At 63.8% G+C, this 22,269-nt stretch carries 26 protein-coding genes; 10 read left to right on the forward strand and 16 right to left on the reverse strand.

What is annotated here, in order from left to right; genetic code table 11:
- Nucleotides 1-47: 47 nt before the first annotated feature.
- Nucleotides 48-1,172, forward strand: coding sequence for an RNA methyltransferase (locus tag BRC58_08120; GenBank protein ID PSP16752.1), 1,125 nt, complete (start codon nt 48-50; stop codon nt 1,170-1,172).
- Nucleotides 1,173-1,398: 226 nt separating this feature from the next.
- Here BRC58_08120 and BRC58_08125 read toward each other — a convergent pair whose 3' ends face one another.
- The 5 genes from BRC58_08125 to BRC58_08145 all read right to left on the reverse strand — a co-directional run bounded on the left by BRC58_08125 (nt 1,399) and on the right by BRC58_08145 (nt 5,655).
- The gene (locus tag BRC58_08125) at nt 1,399-1,785 is read right to left on the reverse strand and encodes a DoxX family protein (GenBank protein ID PSP16753.1); all 387 of its coding nucleotides are present in this window, start codon (nt 1,783-1,785) and stop codon (nt 1,399-1,401) included.
- 64 nt (nt 1,786-1,849) lie between these two features.
- Nucleotides 1,850-2,224 carry a dihydroneopterin aldolase gene (folB, locus tag BRC58_08130; GenBank protein PSP16754.1) on the reverse strand — a complete coding sequence of 125 codons (375 nt, stop codon included), beginning with the start codon at nt 2,222-2,224 and terminating at the stop codon, nt 1,850-1,852.
- 14 nt (nt 2,225-2,238) lie between these two features.
- Nucleotides 2,239-3,546 carry a glutamate-5-semialdehyde dehydrogenase gene (locus BRC58_08135; protein PSP16755.1) on the reverse strand — a complete coding sequence of 436 codons (1,308 nt, stop codon included), beginning with the start codon at nt 3,544-3,546 and terminating at the stop codon, nt 2,239-2,241.
- A gap of 59 nt (nt 3,547-3,605) precedes the next feature.
- Complete coding sequence (gene prfC / locus BRC58_08140) at nt 3,606-5,228, reverse strand: peptide chain release factor 3 (GenBank protein ID PSP16756.1); 1,623 nt, start codon at nt 5,226-5,228, stop codon at nt 3,606-3,608.
- A gap of 70 nt (nt 5,229-5,298) precedes the next feature.
- A complete protein-coding gene (locus BRC58_08145) occupies nt 5,299-5,655 on the reverse strand; it encodes a hypothetical protein (GenBank protein ID PSP16757.1) in 357 nt (118 codons plus the stop codon).
- A gap of 135 nt (nt 5,656-5,790) precedes the next feature.
- Between BRC58_08145 and BRC58_08150 the strand changes: the two genes are divergently transcribed.
- The 5 genes from BRC58_08150 (at nt 5,791) to BRC58_08170 (ending at nt 9,245) form a co-directional block, all read left to right on the forward strand.
- Complete coding sequence (locus BRC58_08150; protein PSP16758.1) at nt 5,791-7,146, forward strand: two-component sensor histidine kinase; 1,356 nt, start codon at nt 5,791-5,793, stop codon at nt 7,144-7,146.
- A gap of 61 nt (nt 7,147-7,207) precedes the next feature.
- Nucleotides 7,208-7,423 carry a hypothetical protein gene (locus BRC58_08155; protein ID PSP16759.1) on the forward strand — a complete coding sequence of 72 codons (216 nt, stop codon included), beginning with the start codon at nt 7,208-7,210 and terminating at the stop codon, nt 7,421-7,423.
- A gap of 453 nt (nt 7,424-7,876) precedes the next feature.
- On the forward strand, nt 7,877-8,095 hold the full coding sequence (locus BRC58_08160; GenBank protein ID PSP16760.1) for an NAD(P)H-quinone oxidoreductase: 219 nt from the start codon (nt 7,877-7,879) through the stop codon (nt 8,093-8,095).
- A gap of 16 nt (nt 8,096-8,111) precedes the next feature.
- Nucleotides 8,112-8,429, forward strand: a complete 318-nt coding sequence (locus BRC58_08165) for a DUF3007 domain-containing protein (protein PSP16761.1) — start codon at nt 8,112-8,114, stop codon at nt 8,427-8,429.
- 18 nt (nt 8,430-8,447) lie between these two features.
- Nucleotides 8,448-9,245: a tryptophan synthase subunit alpha gene (locus tag BRC58_08170; GenBank protein PSP16762.1), complete on the forward strand. Its 798-nt coding sequence runs from the start codon at nt 8,448-8,450 to the stop codon at nt 9,243-9,245.
- Nucleotides 9,246-9,256: 11 nt separating this feature from the next.
- On the opposite strand, the gene BRC58_08175 is transcribed toward BRC58_08170, so the two are convergent.
- The 4 genes from BRC58_08175 to BRC58_08190 all read right to left on the reverse strand — a co-directional run bounded on the left by BRC58_08175 (nt 9,257) and on the right by BRC58_08190 (nt 12,773).
- A complete protein-coding gene (locus BRC58_08175) occupies nt 9,257-10,003 on the reverse strand; it encodes an ABC transporter ATP-binding protein (protein ID PSP16763.1) in 747 nt (248 codons plus the stop codon).
- A gap of 11 nt (nt 10,004-10,014) precedes the next feature.
- Nucleotides 10,015-10,548, reverse strand: a complete 534-nt coding sequence (locus BRC58_08180) for a hypothetical protein (protein ID PSP16764.1) — start codon at nt 10,546-10,548, stop codon at nt 10,015-10,017.
- Between the two features lie 84 nt (nt 10,549-10,632).
- Nucleotides 10,633-11,373: a hypothetical protein gene (locus tag BRC58_08185; GenBank protein ID PSP16765.1), complete on the reverse strand. Its 741-nt coding sequence runs from the start codon at nt 11,371-11,373 to the stop codon at nt 10,633-10,635.
- Nucleotides 11,374-11,531: 158 nt separating this feature from the next.
- Nucleotides 11,532-12,773, reverse strand: coding sequence for a transposase (locus BRC58_08190; protein ID PSP16766.1), 1,242 nt, complete (start codon nt 12,771-12,773; stop codon nt 11,532-11,534).
- Nucleotides 12,774-12,831: 58 nt separating this feature from the next.
- Between BRC58_08190 and BRC58_08195 the strand changes: the two genes are divergently transcribed.
- Complete coding sequence (locus BRC58_08195) at nt 12,832-13,239, forward strand: IS200/IS605 family transposase (protein ID PSP16767.1); 408 nt, start codon at nt 12,832-12,834, stop codon at nt 13,237-13,239.
- 90 nt (nt 13,240-13,329) lie between these two features.
- Here the strand turns inward: BRC58_08195 and BRC58_08200 are convergent, their stop codons facing one another.
- The 5 genes from BRC58_08200 to BRC58_08220 all read right to left on the reverse strand — a co-directional run bounded on the left by BRC58_08200 (nt 13,330) and on the right by BRC58_08220 (nt 16,059).
- Nucleotides 13,330-14,166, reverse strand: coding sequence for a peptidase M28 (locus tag BRC58_08200; protein PSP16768.1), 837 nt, complete (start codon nt 14,164-14,166; stop codon nt 13,330-13,332).
- Nucleotides 14,167-14,172: 6 nt separating this feature from the next.
- Nucleotides 14,173-14,691, reverse strand: a complete 519-nt coding sequence (locus tag BRC58_08205; GenBank protein ID PSP16769.1) for a hypothetical protein — start codon at nt 14,689-14,691, stop codon at nt 14,173-14,175.
- A 94-nt stretch (nt 14,692-14,785) separates the two neighbouring features.
- Nucleotides 14,786-15,154, reverse strand: a complete 369-nt coding sequence (locus BRC58_08210; protein ID PSP16770.1) for a hypothetical protein — start codon at nt 15,152-15,154, stop codon at nt 14,786-14,788.
- A 269-nt stretch (nt 15,155-15,423) separates the two neighbouring features.
- Nucleotides 15,424-15,714 carry a DUF3593 domain-containing protein gene (locus tag BRC58_08215; GenBank protein PSP16771.1) on the reverse strand — a complete coding sequence of 97 codons (291 nt, stop codon included), beginning with the start codon at nt 15,712-15,714 and terminating at the stop codon, nt 15,424-15,426.
- A gap of 36 nt (nt 15,715-15,750) precedes the next feature.
- The gene (locus BRC58_08220) at nt 15,751-16,059 is read right to left on the reverse strand and encodes a hypothetical protein (GenBank protein PSP16772.1); all 309 of its coding nucleotides are present in this window, start codon (nt 16,057-16,059) and stop codon (nt 15,751-15,753) included.
- 84 nt (nt 16,060-16,143) lie between these two features.
- On the opposite strand from BRC58_08220, the gene csaB reads away from it, so the two are divergent.
- Together csaB and BRC58_08230 are read left to right on the forward strand one after the other, a co-directional pair.
- Nucleotides 16,144-17,205: a polysaccharide pyruvyl transferase CsaB gene (gene csaB, locus BRC58_08225; protein ID PSP16773.1), complete on the forward strand. Its 1,062-nt coding sequence runs from the start codon at nt 16,144-16,146 to the stop codon at nt 17,203-17,205.
- 72 nt (nt 17,206-17,277) lie between these two features.
- The gene (locus BRC58_08230) at nt 17,278-18,186 is read left to right on the forward strand and encodes a hypothetical protein (GenBank protein ID PSP16774.1); all 909 of its coding nucleotides are present in this window, start codon (nt 17,278-17,280) and stop codon (nt 18,184-18,186) included.
- On the opposite strand, the gene BRC58_08235 is transcribed toward BRC58_08230, so the two are convergent.
- The gene (locus BRC58_08235) at nt 18,171-20,222 is read right to left on the reverse strand and encodes a flavin-dependent dehydrogenase (GenBank protein PSP16775.1); all 2,052 of its coding nucleotides are present in this window, start codon (nt 20,220-20,222) and stop codon (nt 18,171-18,173) included. The genes BRC58_08230 and BRC58_08235 overlap by 16 nt on opposite strands.
- 145 nt (nt 20,223-20,367) lie before the next feature.
- Between BRC58_08235 and BRC58_08240 the strand changes: the two genes are divergently transcribed.
- Nucleotides 20,368-20,601 carry a hypothetical protein gene (locus tag BRC58_08240; protein ID PSP16776.1) on the forward strand — a complete coding sequence of 78 codons (234 nt, stop codon included), beginning with the start codon at nt 20,368-20,370 and terminating at the stop codon, nt 20,599-20,601.
- 5 nt (nt 20,602-20,606) lie between these two features.
- Here the strand turns inward: BRC58_08240 and BRC58_08245 are convergent, their stop codons facing one another.
- A complete protein-coding gene (locus BRC58_08245) occupies nt 20,607-22,265 on the reverse strand; it encodes a peptide ABC transporter substrate-binding protein (protein ID PSP16777.1) in 1,659 nt (552 codons plus the stop codon).
- Nucleotides 22,266-22,269: the final 4 nt, after the last annotated feature.

Below are 22,269 nucleotides of genomic sequence, written 5' to 3' on the forward strand. Positions count from 1 at the left end.
AGACCGCGGGATTGCCATTTCAGTTTAGGATATCGGCTGCTGGCCCCATGAACCGCTACTTTGCCACGACAGCCCCTCATCTGGAACCCGTCGCTGCCGGCGAGCTAGCGCAACTGGGCGCGAGCGAGGTTGTCCCCGATGCAGCGGGCGTGCATTTTGGCGGCGATCGCGCCTTGCTCTACCGCGTCCATCTGTGGGCGCGCACGATCTTTCGGGTGCTGGTGCCGCTGAGCGATTTCCGCTGTGCAGATGCCGTCCAGCTCTACCGTGGCGTCCGCCAGATTGCGTGGCACCACTACCTATCCCCCCAGCAAACGCTGGCCGTGCGCTGCACGGGGGGCAACCGCAACCTCAATCACAGCCACTTCACGGCACTGCAGGTCAAAAACGCGATCGTGGACCAGCAGCGCGAGCAGTGCGGGCGCCGCTCCTCGGTAGATCCCCACACCCCCGACCGCGCGCTCAATCTCCACATCCGCGGCAACGCCTGCACCCTGAGCCTGGATGGCACCGGCGGCAGCCTGCACCGGCGCGGCTACCGCACCGCCGCTGGTGAAGCGCCGCTCAAGGAACCCCTAGCCGCCGCCTTGCTGGCGTTGGCCGGTTGGGAAGCGGACTCGCCGTTTTTGGACCCGCTCTGCGGGGCCGGGACGCTGCCCATTGAAGCCGGCCTCAAAGCCACCGACGCAGCGCCCGGCTTGTTGCGCGAGGGCTTTGCGTTCCAGCGCTGGCCCGAGTTTGACGCTACCCTCTGGGCGCAGCTCTGCACCCAAGCGCGGCGTTCGCGCTTGCCGGCGCCGCGCGTTCCCATCTTCGGCAGCGATCGCGACGCCCAGGCGATCGCCAACGCCCGCACCAATGCGGCTAACAGCGGGCTGACAAATGCCATCACCCTCAGCCAAACCGCGTTGGCCGAACTGTCCCCGCCGACCAGCGAGGGCACGATTGTCTGCAACCCCCCCTACGGCAAGCGCCTCGGCCGCAGCAAGCAGCTGGGGGCGCTCTACAAGCAACTGGGCGATACGCTCAAGCAGCGCTTTAAGGGGTGGCGCGCCTGCATCCTGGCAGCCAATGCCGCCCCAACCAACCAGATAGGCTTGCGCCCCTGGCGCCGCATCCCGCTCTACAACGGCTCGCTTGCCTGCACGCTGCTGGCCTACGAGCTGTATTGAGGGCTTCGAGAACCATCTGCCCCAAAGCAAAATTGCTAAGGCAGAAATAGGCTGCAGTCTGCTGGTGCCTGCAACGGTACCGGGTTGGACTGTTTCGTTTGGAGCCGGACTGGAGATGTTTGCAGGAGTCGCCACGCTGGTTGCCACCGTTGGAGCGCTCAGTACTGGTGCACTGGCAATTGCCTATAGAGCCGCAGGTCGTGCTTGGCAGTGAGCGGTCGGCCGTTTAGCTCTCGCGCTCGCCGCTGCCATCTAGGCTGAGCGGTCCCGAACCGGTTGCCGTCAGCAGTAGCAGGCCGCCCAGAAGCGAGAGGTTTTTGAAAAACTGGGTCCACTCGCCGGCGGTGGTATGAAAGATCAGCGTGGTTGGGATCAAAAACAGGATCAGCGCGACGGCACCCCAGCGCGCTCCCACGCCCAAAATCACCGAAAGGCCGCCCAGAATCTCCAGCGCAATCGAAACGGCCAGCGCTACGGGCGGAACGGGCACGCCCATCTCGGCAATTTGCTGCTGGGTGGCCCCAAACGCCAGGATTTTATTAATGCCGGAGCGCAGGAAAATAACGGCTAGAAAAGTTCGGGCAACGAGCGGCAGGTATTTGGGTCCGCGCATGTCGGCTCCTCACAAAAAACGGCACTGCCGGTATTATTGCTTTCTTTGAGCCGTACGCCATCCCCTAAGCGGCAGGCAGCGCTGAGCGCGCGCGCGTGATATCGATAGCAATCTGGCCGTCAAAGTCGGCAATTGGCGGTGCCGGCTTGGCCAAGCCCACCTGCACTTGCTCGACCGGTTGCGATCGCAGGATGGTATCGGCAATTTCGGCAGCCAGCCGCTCCACCAGCAGGAACTGGCGCGTCCGGACGATCTGCTGCACGGCGGCAATGGTCTGGCGGTAGTCGAGCGTGCGCTCGATGTCGTCGCTCGCTGCTGCCGGGGCCAAATCCAGCCACAGGGTCAGGTCGGTCTCAAACCACTGGCCCAGGCGCCGCTCTTCGGCCAAAAACCCCGTATAGCCGTAAGCGCGGATGCCCGTGACCCGGATCGCATCCATGGCAGCCAGCTGGCCTAGGCCAAATCGCGGTGGGTAAAGGGCCGGGCGTTTTCGCCGGTGTAGGGGGCCGTTCGGTGACCGCCGCCGCGCAGGCGGTACTGGTAGGTCACCAGTCCTTCTAGCTCCACCGGGCCGCGCGGCGGCATTTTTTGCGTGCTGATGCCCACCTCGGCCCCAAGGCCGTAGCGAAAGCCGTCCGAGAAGCGCGTGGAGCAGTTGTGGAAGGCATTGGCCGAGTCAATTTGGGCCAGGAAGGTCTCAGCAGCAGCACTGTCTTGCGTCGCGATCGCATCGGTGTGGTGGGAACCGTAAGCGTTAACGTGCGCGATCGCCGCCTCGAGCGAATCGACGACCCGAACGGCCAGGGTGAGATCGCCGTACTCGGTCACCCAGTCCTGCTCGCTGGCAGCTGTCACTTGGAGAAATTCTTGCGTGCGCTCGTCGCCGCGCAGCTGCACTTCTTCCGCCTGCAACGCCGCTGCCACCTGCGGCAAGTAAGTACCGGCAATGGCCTGGTGCACCAGCAGGGTCTCCAGCGCATTGCAGGCAGCCGGGTACTGCGTCTTGGCATCCACTGCCAGCTGCACGGCCTGTTCTAGATCGGCCGCCTCGTCCGCATAGAGGTGGCAGATGCCATCGGCATGGCCTAGCACGGGGATATTGGTGTTGCGCTGGATGTCTCGGACCAGGGCGCTGGAGCCGCGCGGTACGATTAGGTCAATTTCGCCTTCCAGCGCCAGCAAAGCCTGGGTTTGCTCGCGCGTTGTTAGCAACCGCAAGGCCTCCGGATCGGCGGCCGTCTGGGCCAGTGCCCCGTGAATGGCTTCAATCAGGGCCTGGCAAGTGCGCGTTGCCTCCTTGCCGCCTTTGAGGATGGCACCGTTGCCCGATTTGAGTGCCAGGCTGGCGATCTGCACCAGCGCATCGGGTCGGGCCTCAAAAATGACCCCAATCGTGCCTAGCGGGCGAGTGACGCGCTGGAGCACTAGCCCCCGATCCAACTCGCGATGGATTTGGGTTACCCCCAGCGGATCGGGGAGACGAGCGACGTCGCGCACCCCCGCGATCGCCGCTTGCAGTTTGGTCTCGCCTAGCTTGAGGCGTGCTACCAGCGCCGGCGAGAGCCCCTCTGCCTCGGCAGCCTCGCAGTCGGCCTGGTTGGCCGCCACGATGGTCGGTGCGGCTGCTTCTAAGCCTTGCGCCATGGCCTCGAGGGCCCGGTTGCGCTCGGCCGCCGGCAGCTCCCCCAATTGGCGGGCTGCCCCGCGCGTTTGGCGGGCGGCCTCAACAAGCGATGCAGGGGCGGTTTGCGAGGCAACCATAAGCTGGCATTAGCAGCTAGCACGCAAGCAGTCTAACAAAATGGCGGCCTGGAGCCGCTCTAAGCCTCCAGCGGCACTTGCGCGCCCAGCGGCGCCGTGCGCGAGAGCCGCAGCTCGGGCTGGTCTTGCTGCAGCTGCTCCAGGTTCCACTGATTTTTAAACAGCAGCACGGGCCTATCCCAGTTATCTCGCACTAGGAGCGTGTTGAACAGGCGGCCCGCGCTCTCCAGCGCTGCCCAACCGTCCGAGACCCAGCGGGCCACCGTGTAGGGCAGGTACTCCAGCTGCGTCTCGACGCCGTACTCGTGCTTCATCCGATAGATCGCCACCTCAAACTGCAACTGGCCCACCGCTGCCAGGATGGGATCGCGCTTGGACTCATCGCTCGAGTACATGATTTGGATGGCGCCTTCCTCGCGCAGCTCCTGCAGCCCCTTGCGAAACTGCTTGAACTTGGATGGGTTGGGGTTGCGCAGGTAGGCAAACAACTCGGGCGAAAAGCACGGAATCCCCTCGTACTCTAGGCGCTGGCCGGTATAGACTGTATCGCCGATGGCGAAAGCGCCCGGGTTGTTGAGGCCAATGACATCGCCGGGATAGGCCACATCAACCGCGTTGCGATCCTGGGCGAACAGCTTCTGCGGGCGCGAGAGGCGCACGGTTTTGCCCGTCCGGGCGTGCTTGACGGCCATGTCGCGCTCGAATTTGCCCGTACAGACGCGCACGAACGCCATCCGATCCCGGTGCTTGGGGTCCATGTTGGCCTGGAGCTTGAAGACAAAGCCGCTGAACTCGGGGTAGGTAGGCGCCATTGTGCCAGCCGAGGAGCGGTGCGCTTCGGGCGGGCGGGCGCAGTCCAGAAAGGCATCCAAAAACAGCTCCACCCCAAAGTTGGTCATGGCGCTGCCGAAAAACAGCGGCGTCATCTCGCCCGCATGGACCTGGTCGCGGTCGAAGCGGGCGCCCATTTCGTCCAAGATCTCGAGCTCGTCTTTGAGCTGGTGGTAGAGCTCGGGCTCCAGGTGGTCCTCAATGGCGGGATCGCCCAGCGCGATGGTTTTGGTGGCGGCTCTCTGAGCCCCGTGCGCCTCGCGCTGGAACAAGTGGATGGTTTGGGTGGCGCGATCGAACACGCCGCGGAAGTGATCGCCGGTCCCGATGGGCCAGTTCATGGGATAGACCTGCAACCCTAGCTCGCGCTCGATCTCGTCGATGAGCTCCAGCGGCTCCCGGCTGGGGCGATCTAGCTTGTTGGCAAAGGTAAAGATAGGCAGCGATCGCAGGCGGCAGACCTCAAAGAGCTTGCGCGTCTGCGGCTCCAGCCCCTTGGCCGCATCGATCAGCATGACGGCATTATCGGCCGCGGCCAGGGTGCGGTAGGTATCCTCGCTGAAGTCTTGGTGGCCGGGGGTATCGAGCAGGTTGATCTGGTGCTGGCAGTAGGCAAATTGCAGCACCGTCGAGGTCACCGAAATGCCGCGCTGCTGCTCCAGCACCATCCAATCCGAGGTGACCTTGCGCTGCGCCCGCCGCGACTTGACGGCGCCAGCCTGATGGATGGCCCCGCCATAGAGCAGCAGTTTCTCCGTCAGCGTCGTTTTGCCCGCGTCCGGATGGGAGATGATGGCAAAGTTGCGCCGGCGGGCAACGGCGTCTTGCAATTCGGCCTGCGAATCGAACATAGGGATGGCACTGCGCGCAACGGCTACGCGAGTACTGCTCTTAAATCCTATCCCAATGCCCGGCGCTGGCTCAGGAGTCCCGCGTTTCCTGGGCCAAGCGGCGGAAGTAATCCATATCCTCGCTGTCAGGCCGGCGGCGCTCGGTACCGGCGCTTCCTGCCGCCGATGGCGTCTCGGTCGAAGCGGCCTCCGGGGTGGGAGCTTCGCTCTCGTCGCTGGCCTCGGCCATGCGCCGGCGCTCGCGCTCGGAGTTCATGCCCTGGGCCACTGACGGGTCCAGGTAGTACGTGCTGCGGGCGAGTCCCAGCGAGCGTCCGGCTGCTGCGAACGAGCGGCCCACCGCACCTGCCAGTCCGCGGGCCAACCGGCTTAGCAAACTGACCAGGCGGATCGCGCTATTGCGAAGGATTTGAATGGGGCGAAACATGGGATTTAGGCCGCCTTGCTATGACTGCCACCGTTTTCACATTTTATCATCCGGGCGAGCCATGGAAGGGGCGGCTGGAGGGCAAGATGGCGATTGAGGCCAAACGCCAAAGCGCTCTCGGTAAGGTTAGCCCCCATGTTCCAAACCACCCGCCGCCGCCTGGCGCTGTGGTACGCCGCCGTCACGGCCGTGCTGCTGCTGCTGTTTGCCACCGGCATCTACGCCTACGTTCGCAGCACGCTAATCGAGCGCGTCGATGACACCCTCCAACATGTGGTCGCCGTTGTGGAGCAATCGCTGGTCGTTCGATCCAGCGAGGCGCCCGATGCCCGCTACCGCATCGATGTGGCGGCGAGCTTCCGCGATGCCGCCGATCCCCTCGAGCCCGATCGCATCGATCTGGAGTGGTTCGATCCGCAAGGGCAGCGGCGCTGGTCCACCCTCAGCCATCCCTCCACCATCCCGCTCCATCGCGATCGCCGCATCGAGACCGTGCGCTTGCCTGTCGAGACCTCCGGTCGCTTGCTGCGGCAGGTGACCGCGCCCGTAAAAGCGGACGGCCAGCTGTTGGGCTATTTGCGCGCCAGCCACCCCTGGGTTGAGGCTGTCAAACCCATCCGGCAGTTGGTAGTGGATCTGGTGGCAGGCGCGAGCGTCACGGTGCTGGCGGTTGGCGCCATTGGGTGGTGGCTGTCGGGGCTAGCCATCCAGCCCGTGCGCGATTCCTACCAACGCCTGAAGCAGTTCACGGCCGATGCCTCCCACGAACTGCGCAACCCCATCGCCACGATCCAAACCAACATCCAAACGGCGCTGGCCTACACCGGCGCCGATTCCGAGCTGCAGCAGCAGCAGCTGCAAGTCGTCGAGCGGCTGACGCAGCGGCTGGGACGATTGGTCGATGACCTGCTGTTTCTAGCCCGCTCCGACAGCGGCACGATCCAGACCCAAAACGACCCCGTCCCGCTCGATGCCCTGTTAATGGCGGTTATTGAGGAACAACAAGCCGCGGCCGAGCGCAGCGGCGTGCAGCTACACTTTGAGCCCGTTGACCCCAATGGGTCGGAATCGGGCGAGACGTTTGCGCTCAACGGCGACTGGGATCAGCTCGCCCGCTTGTTTACCAACCTCATTGGCAACGCCATCGAGCACGCTGCTGGGACCGATGGAACGGCCTCGGCAGCGCCCGCGGTTACGGTGACGCTCGAGCGCGCCGGGCGGCGGGCCGGCTCGCCGCTGCAAGTCGCGGTCAGCGACACGGGGCCGGGCATTCCGGCCGAGGAGCTGCCGCACCTGTTCGAGCGGTTCTACCGCCGGCGGAACGCGCCAACGCCGCAAACTGAAGCCTCGGCCGGTGCCGGGTTGGGCTTGGCCATTGCCCGGGCGATCGTCGCCAACCACGGCGGCCAGCTGTACGCCAACAGCCTTCCCCAGCAGGGCACGATGTTTACCGTCTCGCTGCCAGCAACCGCCCCTTCTGCTGCGAGCTGAACGCCCTAGATGCCCAGTCGATGCGATCGCGGCGCGGGCAGCCAGCCGCGTGCAATCAAGCTTGGAGCTGTTTCAAGGAGAAGAACCATGGCAATCGAGCTGCGCGACGTTTCTGTTTCGCCTGCGGCAAGCGGGCGGGCTACCTAAAGGCGTCGCCCCCGAAATCGCCGTAAGCGCGGTCTTTGCAGCGACCAGGCAGGAACTGTCCCTGAAACGCAGCCGCGAGATCGAGCAGGCACCACCCGGCCGCATCCAGCAACTGTGGCAGCAAGCTTGAGGGGCTTGGGCCCCTGCGGGTTATGGGGGCGGAGGGACTCGAACCCTCACGGCCCTTACGGGCCAACGGATTTTCATTCCTCTGCGGCTTTCGCCGCGGTCGCTGAGGACCTGAGGAATCGGACCTTCTCTTTACCCGCAGCCGGACTGCTGGGGTAGCTCCCGTCAGGTCTCTGCACCTTCCGAGCGGCTTGAAGGAATGCGCTCGGCTTGGCTCAGGGTTGCCTTATCCGGGCTCGGACTTAGGTTCCCCTGAATTTGAGAGCGTTCGCTTGCGGCATTTCTGCCGCAAGGCTCAACGGTTTAAGTCCGCAGCGTCTACCCAGTTCCGCCACGCCCCCAAACCTATAGCGCTCTTATTGAAACATGCCGCTCGCTCAACGGACAAGCGTCCCTGCTGCAGCCACGTCCCTACGGTAAGATTGGGTGGAGCTGCCCGTTGGCCCACTGTCAGATGGTTCTCGCTTCAGTCTACCTATCGCTGGCCGCGCTTTATCTATTCATCCTGCCGGCTGCCACCTACAGCTACCTGCAAGCGCGCTGGTATCAGACCAGTGGGGTCGAGCGCTTTTTCATGTTCGCCTTGGTCTTTTTGCTGTTTCCCGGCATGCTGCTGCTGAGCCCGTTTCTCAACTACCGCCCCAAGCGCCGCCATCCCGCCGCACCGAAATAGCAGGAGGCCAGGCAGCATGCGGCGCATCGATGCCATCGGCATTGCTTTGGGCGCGTTATTAGCGGGCGGCGTTGCCTATGGGGTGCTGCAGTGGGCGGGCCTCGATCGCTTCGACGCCGGCATTGGGAGCCAGGTCCTGCTAGTGGGCGGATTGCTAGGCTGGCTGGCCAGCTACGTCCTGCGCGTCGTTGGGGGCAACATGACCTACCACCAGCAGCTGCGGAACCATCAGGATGCCGTCCTCGAGCAGCAACTGGCACAAATGAGCGACGATGAAATCGCCGCCCTACAAGCCGAAGTCGAGCGCGAGCGCGGCGAGGGGACTCGCCAGTAACCGTTCGGGAGCATCCAGATGGGAGCAGTCTCCGAGCGCTTGCAGGCCCTGAAGCGCGAGGGTCAGTGCGCGCTAATTCCGTTCATCACGGCCGGCGATCCCGACCTCGACACGACCGTGCAGGCGCTGCGCGCCCTCGATCGCGCCGGAGCCGATGTCATTGAGGTGGGCGTTCCCTACGTCGACTCCCTCGCCGATGGGCCCACCATCCAGGAAGCGGCCAACCGCGCGCTCGGGCGCGGCACTCAACTCGAGGATGTCCTAGCGGCGATCACCTCGCTCCGAGCGGAGCTGCAGGCCCCGCTGGTGCTGTTTGCTTACTTCAACCCCATCTATCGCTGCGGCATCGAGCGCTTCCTCGATCGCATCGCCAGTGCCGGTGCCAGCGGGTTGCTGGTCCCCGATCTGCCGCTCGAGGAGGCCCAGCGCCTGCTGCAGCCGGCCCGCGAGCGCGGCATCGAGCTAACGCTGCTGGTGGCCCCCACGACGCCACCGGATCGCCTCGCCGTGATCGCGCAGCAGTCCCAGGGCTTTATCTATGCCGTCAGCGTGACGGGCGTCACGGGCGCGCGCACCGAGCTGGCCCATCAAGTCGAATCGACGATCGCCCAACTGCGGGCCGCGACCGACAAGCCCATCGGCGTGGGCTTTGGCATCGCCGGGCCCGAGCAAGCGCGCCAGTGCAAGCAGTGGGGGGCCGATGCCGCGATTGTCGGTAGCGCCTTCGTGCGGCGCTTGAGTGACGGGTCGCCCGAGCAGGGGGTGGCGGCTGTTGAGACGTTTTGCCGCGATCTCAAGCACGCGATTGCGCCCTAGCAGCGCGGGGCTCAACCGCTCGGCCGGGCCATTGCCCGCTCGGGCTGGAGCATGCCGTCCTCGAGGTAGGTAATGCGATCGGCGGCATCCAGAATGCGGGGATCGTGAGTGACGATCAAAACCGTACAGCCCTTCTGCCGGGCCAGATGGCACATCAGCTCGATAACGTTGCGGCCGCTTTGCGAATCGAGGGCAGCCGTGGGCTCGTCTGCCATGACAATGGGCGGCTCCCCGGCCAAGGCGCGCGCGATCGCCACGCGCTGCTTTTGGCCATTGGAGAGCTGGGCGGGCTTTTGGTTGGCGTAAGGCCCCATCTCGACGCGATCAAGCAGCAGCTGGGCCTGCTGGCGCGCGCGCTGGCCGTGCTGCCCGTTTAAGTTGAGGACGAGCTCAACGTTTTCTGATGCCGTTAAGGCCGGGAACAGATTGAACGTCTGAAAGACAAAGCCAATGCGATGGCGCCGAATGGGCGCGAGCTGGCGCTTGGGGAGGCGCGTGATGTCTTGGCCCAGCAAGCGAATGCTACCAGCATCCGGTGTCAGCAAAGCGGCCAATACCGACAGCAGCGTCGTTTTGCCCGAACCGGAAGGGCCCATGAGCAACTGGATGGTGCCCTGGGGGACGGTCAGGTCGATGCCTTTGAGGATGGGGCGGCGCTGGCGGCCGGCGGCAAACGAGACCTCAATCCCTTGCGCCTCAATGGCATGGGCATCGCTAGGAACAGCGGCATTGCGGTTGCGGGACAGAAAGCGGCGCATGGTCCCTCGTATCAGGCTTTGAACACGTTGGCCGGATCCAGGCGCCTGACCTTCTGAATGGCAAACAGGCCCGATCCCACGCACATGGCAGCAGTTACCCCCAAAATGGCCAGCGCGCGGCCGGGGGTGATGGTAATGAGGATGCCTTGGGTTTCGTACGCCCACTGCGCTACGCCCAAGCAGAGAGCGAGGCTGGGCAGATAGCCCAGAAGCGCCATCCACAGCGCCTGCTCGACGATAATGCGATAGATGCGGCGCTCGGGAGCTCCAATGGCTTTGAGCGTGCCGAACTCTTTGAGGCGGTCGACAACCGCCGAGTAGAGGATCTGACTGACCACGACAATGCCAACGATAATGCCGACAGTGGCCCCCAGGCCGAGAATGAATCCGATTCCGGTCCGCTGCTGCCAGTAAGCCTGCGTTTTATCAATCAGCTCCTGGCGCGTGTAGGCTTGGGTGTTGGGCAACGCTTGTTCCAAGCGCTGCTTGAGCGGCGACAGTGCCTGCTCGGGCTCGGCTTCGACTAGTACAAACGTAATACCAATCCTCGTAGCTTATGCACTAGATCGCGATCTCCGAAGCTCCCTCAATATGGGAATTATGTTCTTTGGTAAGCGTGCATTTGCTGCTCAAATTGGTATAATGGGATCGGCAGGGGCCAGGGCTTGGGGTTGGGCCTGCGCTCGCAGCGTTGCGGCATTGAGCTGGAGGCGCGGGTAGCTAGCCGTACACTCGAGTTCTGCAGCAGCCTCGCAGGCAATCTCGGTGAGCTGCTCCGACTGCTGAAAGGCGCGAGCGTTTGCCAGCGAGGTCAGCACGAACGGATCGGAAACCAGCGAGCTATTGCCTTCAGTCAGGCCCGAAACTTGCGCCGCCAGCGAGCCGATTTGAATGAAGTCGCCTGTCTCATCGACCTGCAGCAGGTTGCCATCGGTGCGATCCACGATCGCGCGGTAGGGCGAGCTTAAGGCACCAATCTCGCCTGCAACGAGGTTTTGCGGGTCAAACAGTTCGCCTTCGGGGTCGAATCCGGTAACGCGGATGCGGGTCAGCGATGCTCCCCCTTCAGGTGGGATTGAGGGAGCCCCATCAAAGATCAAGCTCTCGGCACGCGCTACCCCCTCCAGATCCCGGGCTCGAGCGGTATATTCCGCCGGCATGGGCAATGTCAGCTCCAGTTGGACCAACTCTTGCGACGCCACCCAGATATCGGCAGTGGCGTTCTCGATCGGCTGGACGGTCGAGCGCGTAAAGCCGGTAAAAATGCCGGTTTGTAAGGTGATGAGGCTGACGGCAAACAGAATGCCTGCCTGCGCCACCAAAAAACGCGGAATGTCGGATAGCAGGTTTTTGCGAGCGACAGAGACCACGGCAAGCTTCCCGGATCGAGCGGTTGACGCTGCGCGCTGCCAACAGCGCAATTGTGGCACGAACGGCTTGAGCTGGACTGAGCTGCATCGCGCCCATCTCGGCCAATCGGCGCCCGGCCCGTCCGGCACATTTGAATGGAGCCGCAATGAACTACGCGCTAGCCGCTTCGCTGAGCTAGCGGTTTCCGACGCTTCTTCGCCCCCAGTTGCGCCATGCTTCCGCATGGCGTAGCGCTAGGCAGCTCAGCGTCTGACGAGGCACGTCCCGCACCCCGTGCCCAAGCCAACATGACCTGGGCGGCATTGCGATCCCGACCCTCAAGGTGACCGCACGACTGGCAGCAATGCGTGCGTTCGTCGAGGGCCTTAGGCGTCAGTTCCCAGCAACTGGCGCAACGCTGGGTAGGCTTGAGCTGCTGGGTGGAAGCCTCCAGGTAAACGCCGCCAGCCTCCTCAACCTTGTACCGGATGCGGTCTCGGGTCATGCCGATACCGACATCGAGCATCGAGCGGTTGAGGCGCGCCTTCGGGCGTTTCCCTTTCCCCTTGCCTTTGCGCGTCATGCCCTGCACGTTGAGCCGCTCAGTAGCGACCAGGCTGTTACGGCGGACGATCTGTGCCGCTACCTGATGGCTCCAGTCATGGCGCTGGCGGGCAACCTTGCGGCGCACCTTCCGAATGCGGGCCTGTTGCTTTTTCCAGCGGCGGGAAGCCTGAATCCCTTGCCGCTTGTTGGGCCTGCGCTTGCGGCGAAGCCCCCGGTAGAGGCGCTTTTCCTCGACTTCGGCTTGGAACTGGGGTGCCTCGATGGGCTCGCCCTGAGATGGCACGATGGCCGTCTTGCAGCCGAAGTCCAGGCCGACGGACCCCCGCCCAGTCTCTCGGGTAGGCGCGCACCGCACGGTAATGGAGGCGTACCAGTTCCGGCCGTTCCAGAAGATAGTGCAAGTGGTGGGCTTGCCCCACGTTCTTGCTTGCCCTCGCATTCGGATGTTGAGGCCCAAGTCTCTCAGCTCAAGGTGGCCGTGTTTTCCGTCCGTGCGAGCTTGCCACCCAGCAGCATCGGGATAGGCCCATCCCCGATACGTCCGCTTGGGCTTAAACTTGGGATACCTGGCTAGCCCTTTAAAGAAGCGCTGAAAGGCAAAGTCAACTCGCTTGAGCGTTGCTTGTAGGGTATGGCTGCCAAACTGTGCGTACTCGGGTAGGGCTGCTTTGAACTCGGGGAGGCTATTTTGCTGGTCTAGGTAACCAATGGATACGCCCAAGCGCTTGTACTGAGTCTTTCGATGGGAAAGGGCAGCATTGTACAGCTCGCAGTGGGCCTTTCTGGCGTAATGGAGCTTCCGCTCCGTTGACTTTCTGGGATAGAGCCTGAAAGTAACTCGGCGGGTCGCCATTAGCAAGCTTTGGCCTTAAGACTTATCCATTTTAACTTAGCGAATTACTCTTATCAATATGGACGCAAGAAAAGGCTCTCATAGCGTCTTTAACGTGCAACTGCACTTTGTCTTTGTGACCCATTACCGACGTAAGGCGATAACGGCCCCAATGATGGAACGAATCCGCTCGATGTCTTGGCAGGTATGCCGAAAGATGGCGTGCGACTTGTTGGAGTTTTCGGGGGAGACTGACCACGTCCATTTGTTAATAGACTTCCATCCCAGGAACGCTATCTCAGCGGTGGCAGGCGCTTTAAAAGCATCTACCAGTCGTGCCTTAAAGAAGGAGTTTCCTGACGAAGTAGCAAAATACTATCGAGGTGTCTCTTTCTGGTCGAGGGCCTACTACGTCGCCTCGGTAGGTGGTGCTCCCGTTGAGACGTTAAAAGACTACATCAAATCTCAGGATGCTCCCAAGAGCTAGGAAGTCTCGGAGGCATCGAGCCTCGCTCGACTTCCGCGCTATCCTTCCCCACGCCGCTAACGCTGAGCGTGGGGACTGCCGCGCAACTGTTCAAAGCTGGCGCAACCCCGCCTCCAAACCGCGGCAGACCCCAGCCAAAAAGTCGAGGTCGAGCGTCTCGTGGTGATCGCTGGGCTGGTGGTAGTGCGGATTGCGCATGAATGCGGTGTCGGTGACCATTACGGCGCTGTAACCGGCATCCCAGAACGGGGCATGGTCGCTGAGGCGAACCTCGGGGATCCAGTTGCCGCGGTTGGGCACTGGCAGCCACTCGGCTGGCGTACCCGAGGCGCGCATGTTGCGGCTCAGGCAGCGCAGATCGCCTAGGGCGGACCAATTACCAACAAAGCCGATGTAGTCGCCGCGATCGGGATAAAACAGGCCCAGGTTGGCAGGATAGTGCTGCGAGTTGGGGTTGGAATCGCAGTAGCCCAACATCTCCAGCGACAGCATCAACCGCAGCGGTTGCTGCTCGCGCTTTAGCTGCTGGACGTAAGCGGTGCTGCCCAGCAAGCCGGCTTCTTCCATATCAAAGGCCACCAAGCGCACGGGATAGCGCAGCGGCGCGGCCGCGATCGCGCGCGCCAGGGCGAGCAAGGCTGCGACACCGGAGGCATTGTCGTCCGCGCCGGGCGTACCGGGCACCGCGTCGTAGTGTGCTCCGACCAAAAGGGGCGGTCCCACCGGCGGTTCGGTTGCGGCCGGCAGGTTCAAGATCAAGTTTTGGTAGGTGCGGCCTTGCACCGAGAACGCGTGCGCGGCAACCGTGCCCCACTGCTGCAAGGTGAGGCGTACGTACTCCCGCACGTAAAAATGCCCCTGGGTGTGGAAAAACGGGTCGCGCTCGCGGACTAGGTTTTGCAGGTGCGCATCGAGCCAATCGCGCATGAGCCCTCACAGCCAATGGCCTCGAGCAACGGCAACCACGCGGCCGCCCACTGCGCTCTCAATCCCGGTGGGCGTGGTGCGAGCATACAACTGCAGCCGCGACGGCCGTCCCATGGCCTCGCCTTGAGCCACGCGGGCTGCGATCTCAGAGCGATCCCAGTAAGCGTGGGCCACCAGATAGGCGGCCAGGCAGCCGTTGGCGCTCCCAGTCACGGGATCTTCAGTAATGCCCCAGCGCGGGGCAAAGGCGCGTGCGCTCAGCTCGCAGTCGGCGCGGGGATCGGGGCAGAAGGCCAGGATGGCCTCCGCTGTAGCGCCCTCCACCAGCGCCTCGTAGCGGGCGCGATCGAGCTGGATGCGCTCCAGCGCAGCGCGATCGCCCACGGGCACCAGGATGAACGGCGTCCCAGTTGAAACGACCTGTACCGGAAAGCGCGCGTCCAAATCGCCCGGCGCCAACCCCAGGGCAGCTGCTGCCCTCTCGGCCGGCAGCGGATCCCCAAAATGCGGGCTGGCTTGCGGCAACCAATAATACCAATTCTCGTGGCTTGTGCACTAGATTTCGGCTTCCAAAACTCCCTCAATATGGGAATTATATTCTTTGAAAAAAAACGTGCATCTACTGCTCAAATTTGGTATAAATGGGTCCCTCAGCACCGGATTCGCAGCGGATGCGGAAGCGGCCGGCCGGTAGCTGCATCGCAATTGCCTCGCGCGGTGCCGCCGGAAACGGCCACTGCCAGACGTAGGCCGTGCCCAGCGCCGGATGGCCGGCAAATGCTAGCTCCCGCTGGGGCGTAAAAATGCGCAGGCGGCAGTTGCTGCTCCCTGTTGGATCGGCTGTAGCAAAGGCGGTTTCCGAGCAGCCGATCTCGCGTGCGATTTGCTGCATCCGGGCATCGCTGGTGGCAGCCGCTTCAGGGAATACTGCCAGCGGATTGCCCGTATAGCGCCCGATGGCAAAGACATCAACCCAATAAAATCGCACGGCCGACCGCTAGCGCAACTCTATCGCAAAGCCGATGCGGGCTCGCTTGAACCGCGCCGATAATAAAAGGATAAGACCTGGCTTAAACTGAGCCAAGTGAGGCAGCCATGTTTGCATTCAGCGCCACCGAGGGGATCAAGGGCTTGATTTTCCGGTTCGTCATTTTCGGTCTGGCGCTAGCCCTGCTGGCACTGGCCAATGCCTCGGTCAAGCCGCTCCCCCAACAGCATTGGATGCCCTTTCCTTACTAGCCTGAGCCTAGGCGTCATCTAGGACTGCCGGCGCTTCGAGATTGCCTGGCGGAACCCCAAGGCCACTAGCAAGTTTGACAGCGTCAGCAACAACTCGGCGCTGCCGTGCAACCAGTCAATATTGGCTAGCGATCGCCCGTAGGCCGCTTGGGCGTAGAGACCGGCCGGAATGGTGGCGAGCACGAACGCCAACAGTCCGTAAAAGCCTGCCAGGGCCAAGCGCGGTAGCTGCTGGGCGCGCGCGACAAACCCCAAAAAGGCCAAGTAGGGAAACAGCGAAACCCCAAAAAGCGTTTGCGCATCGAGCATGGGCGGTGCCCTCCTCCACCACAGCAGCCAGCCAGTTCAGCCCTGGGAGCGAGCGCGTGCTGAGCGCCAGATTCCCCATCCCGCGATCGCCAGCGTCGTGTTCCCTAGCGCTGTCATCCCGGCTTGGACGGTCACCAGCCACTGGAGCGATTCGGCATTGTCAAAAAAGTGCCAAGTCACCGCCGAGAGCGCGCCCACCAGCGCCGGCAGCATGGCAAGCGAGAGGCCCCACCAGATCCGGTTGCCGGTGACCTCGCCATAGGTCCAAACCAGCCAGATTGCCGCCAACCACTCTAAAATGCTGGAGACGTGCACGATCCAGGTGGGCACCGAGAGCGCGTTCATGGCAGCAGCTCCGCACGGCCATCCCCGATCCTAGCGGCCAATGTGCTGTCCAGCCTGGATGCCCATGGCAAGGCGATCACGGGCATGTCCCAACAGCGCGCCCTCCTGTGCGGGTATTACGGCTGCGGCAATGCTGGCGATGAAGCCCTGCTGGCCGCCTTGCTGCAGATGTTGCCTGCCGGTATTAGCCCCATTGCCCTCTCGGGTAATCCCGCTCAAACGAGCGATCACTTTGGCATTGCCAGTTACCCAGGCCGCTCGGCGGGATCCGTCCTGCGCGCGTTGCGCAGCTCGGACTGGTTTATTTGGGGCGGCGGCAGTCTGATGCAAGATGCCACCAGCTGGCGCAACCCGCTCTATTATGGCGGGCTCATGGCGCTGGCCCAGCAGCAAGGATTGGGGACGATCGCGTGGGCGCAGGGGATCGGGCCGCTGCGGCAGCCGCTAACGCGCTGGGTGGCCCGGCGCGCGCTGGCAGGCTGCGATGCCATCAGCGTCCGCGATTCCGCCTCAGCCCAATGGCTCGAGCAGTGGGGGCTTCCAGCCCGTTTGGCTCCCGATCCGGTCTGGGCGCTGGAAGCCCCGACGGTTGCCGAAGCAGCAGCGCTGCCAGTGCCCTGGGTGGCGGTAACGTTGCGCGCCCATCCACAACTGACCCAGCGTCGCCTGGCCACCCTAGCCGCTGCTTTGCAGCAGTTCCAGCACGCCACGCAGGCGTATCTGGCGTTCATTCCCTTCCAACCCGAGCGCGACTGCGCGATCGCGCAAGCGGCTGCTGCCGAGCTGGATGGCCCCTACAGCATCCTGACGCTCTCCGATCCGGTGGCGTTCAAAGGAGCCTTTTGCGGCAGCGAGATGGCCATCAGCATGCGCTTTCACGGCTTGATTGCGGCGGCGGCTGCCGGCTGCCGTTGCTTTGCCATTGGCTACGACCCCAAGGTGAGGCAACTCCAACAGGATCTGGGCTTGCCCGGGTGGTCGCTAGCGCAGCTCCCCGCCGACGCCGATGCCATTGCCCGAGCCTGGATCGCCCACTACCGGGAAGGCCGTCCGCTACCGCCAGCGCAACGGCAGGCGTTGCGCGATCGCGCCCGGCAGCATCAGGCGCTGCTAGCCGCTGCCCTGCAACTGTCAGGCCGCCAGTAAGCCGTTGCCCTTTTGCGCGTTTGCGCCACTGCTGCTAGGTTGCCCACCGAGCGGCAATGAAGAGCAAGGCCCATGAGCGAACCCCACTCCTCCCATCCCCAGTTCAACGAAACCGCCCACGGGGTGCCTGAGCTCGAGGGCACCGCTACCGCATCCCAGGCCCCGCATAACGCTACTGAGTCTGAGCCCGAACCCGCTGCAGGCGGGGAAACCCAAGACAAGAGCGATGCAGCGCAAGCGCGCGAGCTGGCAAACCGCGTTGCCGAGCTGGAGCAACAGCTAGCCGAGTCCCAGGCGGTCATGCAAGCGCAGCGCCAGCGCTTGGAAGGCACCGAGTCGCTGCTAGAGCAGCGTGATCGGGAACTGGAATCGACGCAGGCGATCGCCTCGCAACTATCGCAAGAGCTGGCCTCGGCCCGCCAAACCGTCGAGCAACAAAACGCGTCCCTGCAATCCCTGTCGCAGCGCCTATCCGACAGTCAGGCCCGCACCGCCGAACTGGAGCGCGAGTGCGCCCTGATCCGGCAGGAATGCAACGAGCAGTCGTTCCAGGTCTCGCAACAGGCCGGCCAACTGCGAGACCTGCACCGGCGCCTCAAGCAGCAGCGGCGCTACACGCGCCAGTTCAAGCTAGCGCTGCACCAGTGCCTGGAGACCTCGGCCAAAACGGGTTTTGGTACAGGCACGCGATCGCGCCCGCAAGCGCTGCCTGCCCAACCCATTCCGCCCTGGTCGGAAGCGCGCGAGGCACCTGCAAGTGCCTCCTCGGCCGCCGCTGATGCCGAAGCGGCAACGACCGTGGAGGCGCACGCCCAACCCACCGCTGAAGCGCCGGAGGCAACCGATGCCCCGCAACCCGAGTCGGCGGCCGTTCCGCAACCGGATTGGCCTGCGCCGGCGATCGCCGCTGCCGGGAGCGCCCAACCCCGCTCGGCTGATGCCATCGATCTGCCCGGTTTTTTGGGTCACTCCGCTCGCTGAGCGTTGCGCCCGCTAGGGCGGGGCGGCTCCACCAGCCGCTGGGGGTGGCCCAATCCCGTGGTGACGGCATAGCCCCAGCTCAGCAGCCGCAGCCAGAGTCCCGGAGAGCGACGCTCCAACCACGCTCGGTTGCGGCGAAGCCAACGCGGCAACCACAAGCGCACGAACCAGCCCACAGCCGCCTCGCGCGTAAAGTTGAGGTAGCTGCCCAACCAACGCCGCAGATCGCGCGCGCCGGCCTGCTCCCAGATCCAGCGCAGCAGCGCGGGATTGCGGAATGCCGCCTTGAGCGCGAGGCGATTGAAGGTTGCCCAGTCGGCGCGGTCCTTGATGAAAGCATCGGCCACCCCCGGCGGCTCGCGGGCGAGCAAGCCGAAAAAGGTGTTGAGCATGGCGTTGATCCGCGCCGGCGGCAAGCGGGCGCCGGTGGGCACCATCATGCCTTTGGAAAACAGCCAGGTGACGGCCACATTGACTTGGTAGGCGCGGATGCGGTTTAAATGCCGTGCCTCGAGCAGCTCGTGCCGCAGGGCGGTATCGAGCAGGGCTGTCAGGCGGGGTAGGTTGCGCACCAGCGAGCCGAACCCAGTAAAGACCAGCGGCGATTGCAGCGAGGCGGCATCCCCCAGCGCCAGCACCCGATCGCAAGCCACTTGCCGGTCGCGGCCGCTGGTGCTGAAGTGCCCGGGAATGTAGCCAAAGGTGGGCTTTTTCCAGCGCAGCGCCTCCGGATCGCAGCGGCGGTACTCGGGCAGGATGGTGAAAAAATCCTCGTATAGGGCCAGCAGCGAGCCTGGGTTATCAGAGTGGGGTTGGTGGTAGTGGAACAGATAGACCGCCAGCTCGCTACCGGCGCCCGGGAACAGCTCCCAAATGAGCTGCCGCCCGCGCGAGATGTCGCCGTGGGAGTTCAAGACATCGCCGTAGCGCGAGTCCCAGACCGTGGCATCAATGCCCTCGGCAATGACCGCGCCAACGGTGGGGCAAACGCTATCGAACGCCCGCCCGCCGTTGAGCTGCCAGGCAATGGGCGAAGCACTCCCCATGGCATCCACCAACAGGCGCCCGCTGGCCTGGTGGCGTGCCTGAGTGGGCCGATGCTGCAGCTGGACTGCGACCCGATCGGCGCCCACCTCCGCCTGCAAAAAGTCCGTCTCGTCCCAAATCTCGCCGCCTGCCTGGCGCAGCTTGTCGCCGCATTGGCGCAGCAGTTTCTCGGCATCGAGCGCGACGTTGAGCACGTTGGGAGTCCGCAGCACCTGGGCCTGGAGCGCAGGGGGCACGTTGCCGTCAAAAAACTTGCTAAAGCCGTCTTCGTACTCCCGCGCGATCGCCGCCTCGAGCTCGTCCGCATCGAACAACCCCAAATCGATCAGGCTCTGGAGCTCACCGCGCGAGATATTCCACTCCCGGTTCATGCGCCCGAACGGTAACCGCTCCACCAGAAAAACGCGATAGCCCAACCGAGCCATGATGGCGGCGTGAATGACGCCTAGGGCCCCACCTACGTAGATGAGGTCGTAGGGAGGCGGCGGCTCGCTCGCCTCGGGTTGGGGGCGGTGGGTGATGGCCTGTTGGGGAGGCTCGGGCTGGCGGACGCGCGCGCGCCAGCGCCGCTCCCACCAGTAGACGCGCTCGAGATCGCGCTCGCCGTTGGGCATTTGGCGGAAAAAATGCACGGTTTGGGGGTAGTGGGGCGCTAGCGCCTCAAAGATGTTCGACGGCGAGCCTTCAATAGCGGGCAGCTCCGGGTGGCGGGGCGGAAAGCGCTCGCTGCAGGCCCGCTCCAGCTGCGCCCGGATTGCGCCCTCGCCGGGCAGGTGATCGCGCCCCCAACGGAACAGCTTGAGGTAGCTCGTTCGCTGCAGCGACCAAACAAAAGCCGAGAGCTCGCTCACCCGACCGGCCCATTGCAAGCGGATGCCATCGGGGGTCAGGGATTTGGTGCCGCGCGGCGGCTGCCACTGCTGCTGCAGCCACTGGCGGACGGTTGCCGTATCGGGCGTTGGGATTTCCAGATAGAGCAGTTGTTCCATGACCGGCAGGCGCGCGCTTGCGGGACCAACCAGCGGTCCCATCGCGTCGTGCGCTAATGTGGGCTCATCCAAATCTTAGAACGCTTAACATCCAGTTACTGGCCGGTGTGCGGAGCGCTCGCTAGCCCAGTTTCCGGGAGCATCCATGGCTTACCCCATTCCCACAACCCCAGAAGAGATGACCGCATTGCGCCAGCAGCCTCTGAATGAGGAGTTAGTGGCCGCTGCCATCGCCGGCGTCGTTCGCATTGCGCGATTGCGGGGTCAGTCGCTGGAGGAGGTGACCGCCGAAGTCTTGGCTGACGACCGGCTGCTGGATCCGAGCCAGCGCCACCGCCTGAGCGAGGTGCTGGCGCGCGCTTGGCAGGCCTTGGCCTAGCGCTGCTAGGAGGCGCTGGCCGATTGCCGGTGGATGGACCACAGCGGGAGCGCCTGCCGGGGATTGAGCCGGATGCCCGCGACCCCAGACTGGGCGAAGATTGAATCTTGGCTCTGCCAGAGCGGAATGTAGGGGACATCCTCGGCTAGCTGCTGCTGGATCTGGCGAAACAGGCGCTGCCGCGCTTGCGGCTCGCGCTCGCGGCGCTCGCGCTCGATCAGCTGGTTGATGCGCTCGCTGTAGTAAAACGAGCCCTGGGACTGAGCGCCCCCTTGCTGGCAGCCGCCCTGGGGCGAGCCCTGCTGGCAAGCCAGGAAGGGTTCCAGGTAGTTGTCGGCATCGAGAAAGTCGGGATACCAGTCGACGAGCGTGGCCGGATAGCTCCCCTGCCCGATCTCGTCAAAGAACCGAGCCGACTCCACGCTTTGGGGCTGAAAGCGAATCGCGCCGTCCAGTTTTTGCTGGGCAAAGGCGCGCAGCGTTTGGGCGAGTACGCTTCGGGTTTTGGAGCCCGAAGGGTACCACATGGGGATAGTGGCCGGATTGTCGCTACTGTAGCTGGCCTCCTGCAGCTTCTGCCGGGCCAGGTCGAGGTTGGCTTGGCCGTAAGCCTGCTTGAACGCCGGTTCGTGGGCCTCAAAGGTGGTAGGGACCAGGCTGTAGAGCGGTTTGCCCTGGCCGTTCAACACGCGCTCCACCAGCTGCTCGCGATCCAGCGAGGCCGCGATCGCCTGCCGCAGGGCCTGATCGCCGAGCGGATCCTGCTGCAAGTTGAGCGCCATGTAGCTAACGGTGACCCCAGGGGTCCGCATGGCCTGCCATTTGTTGGCCTCTGCCCCTTGCCGCAAGGTTTGGGTTTGCTGCGGGGTCAGCGACAGGTAGGCAACATCGACGCTGCCCGAGCGAAAGGCATTGAACAGGTTGGCGGGCTTGTCTTTATAGATTTGGATGTCAACGCCATCGTTGGCAGGGGGATCGCCCCAGTAGTCCTCAAAGATGTCTAGCGTCAGCGAGTCGCTGCTAAATTCTGCTAGCCGGTAAGGACCAGTTCCCACGAAGGTCTTGGGCTCAAACTTGCCTTCGCCAATTTCGTAGGCCTGAGGCGATACGGCACAGGTACCGGTGAAAGCCAGCAGCGATGGCAGGGCGACAAAGGGGTTCTGCAGCCGGATGGTGAGCTCGAACTCGCCCGTGGCCGAGACCGACTCGACAAATTCATCGAGCAGAAACGAGGGCTTGCCGCCGTTTTCCATAAAGCGGCGCAGCGAGAACGCCATCGCTTCGGCATTGAAGGGCGTTCCGTCGTGAAAGGTGCCCCCCTCGCGCAGCGGAATGGTGTAGCGCAGGCCATCGTCGCTGACTTGGGGCATGGCCGTTGCCAGTTGCGGCTTTAGCTCTGCCGTCTCGGGGTCATAGGCGTACAGGGTCTCGCCCAGGTTGTAAATGGGCAGATTCAGGGCAGCGACTTCATAGGTACTGGCTGGATCGAGGGTGCTGGGGTCTAGCGTCGTCCCCACTGTGATGCGGTCGGGCTCGCTCGAGCCGCCACCATCGGGAGCTTGCTCACCGCCACTGCAGCTGACGGCCAACATGGCGCACAGCAGAAAGGCAGCCAGGTACTGGCCCCAGCGGCGCCAGGTGCGAGGGACAGTCAAAACAGGCATGGTT

The organism is Cyanobacteria bacterium QS_8_64_29, from assembly GCA_003022125.1.
Taxonomy (GTDB): Bacteria; Cyanobacteriota; Cyanobacteriia; order Cyanobacteriales; family Rubidibacteraceae; genus QS-8-64-29.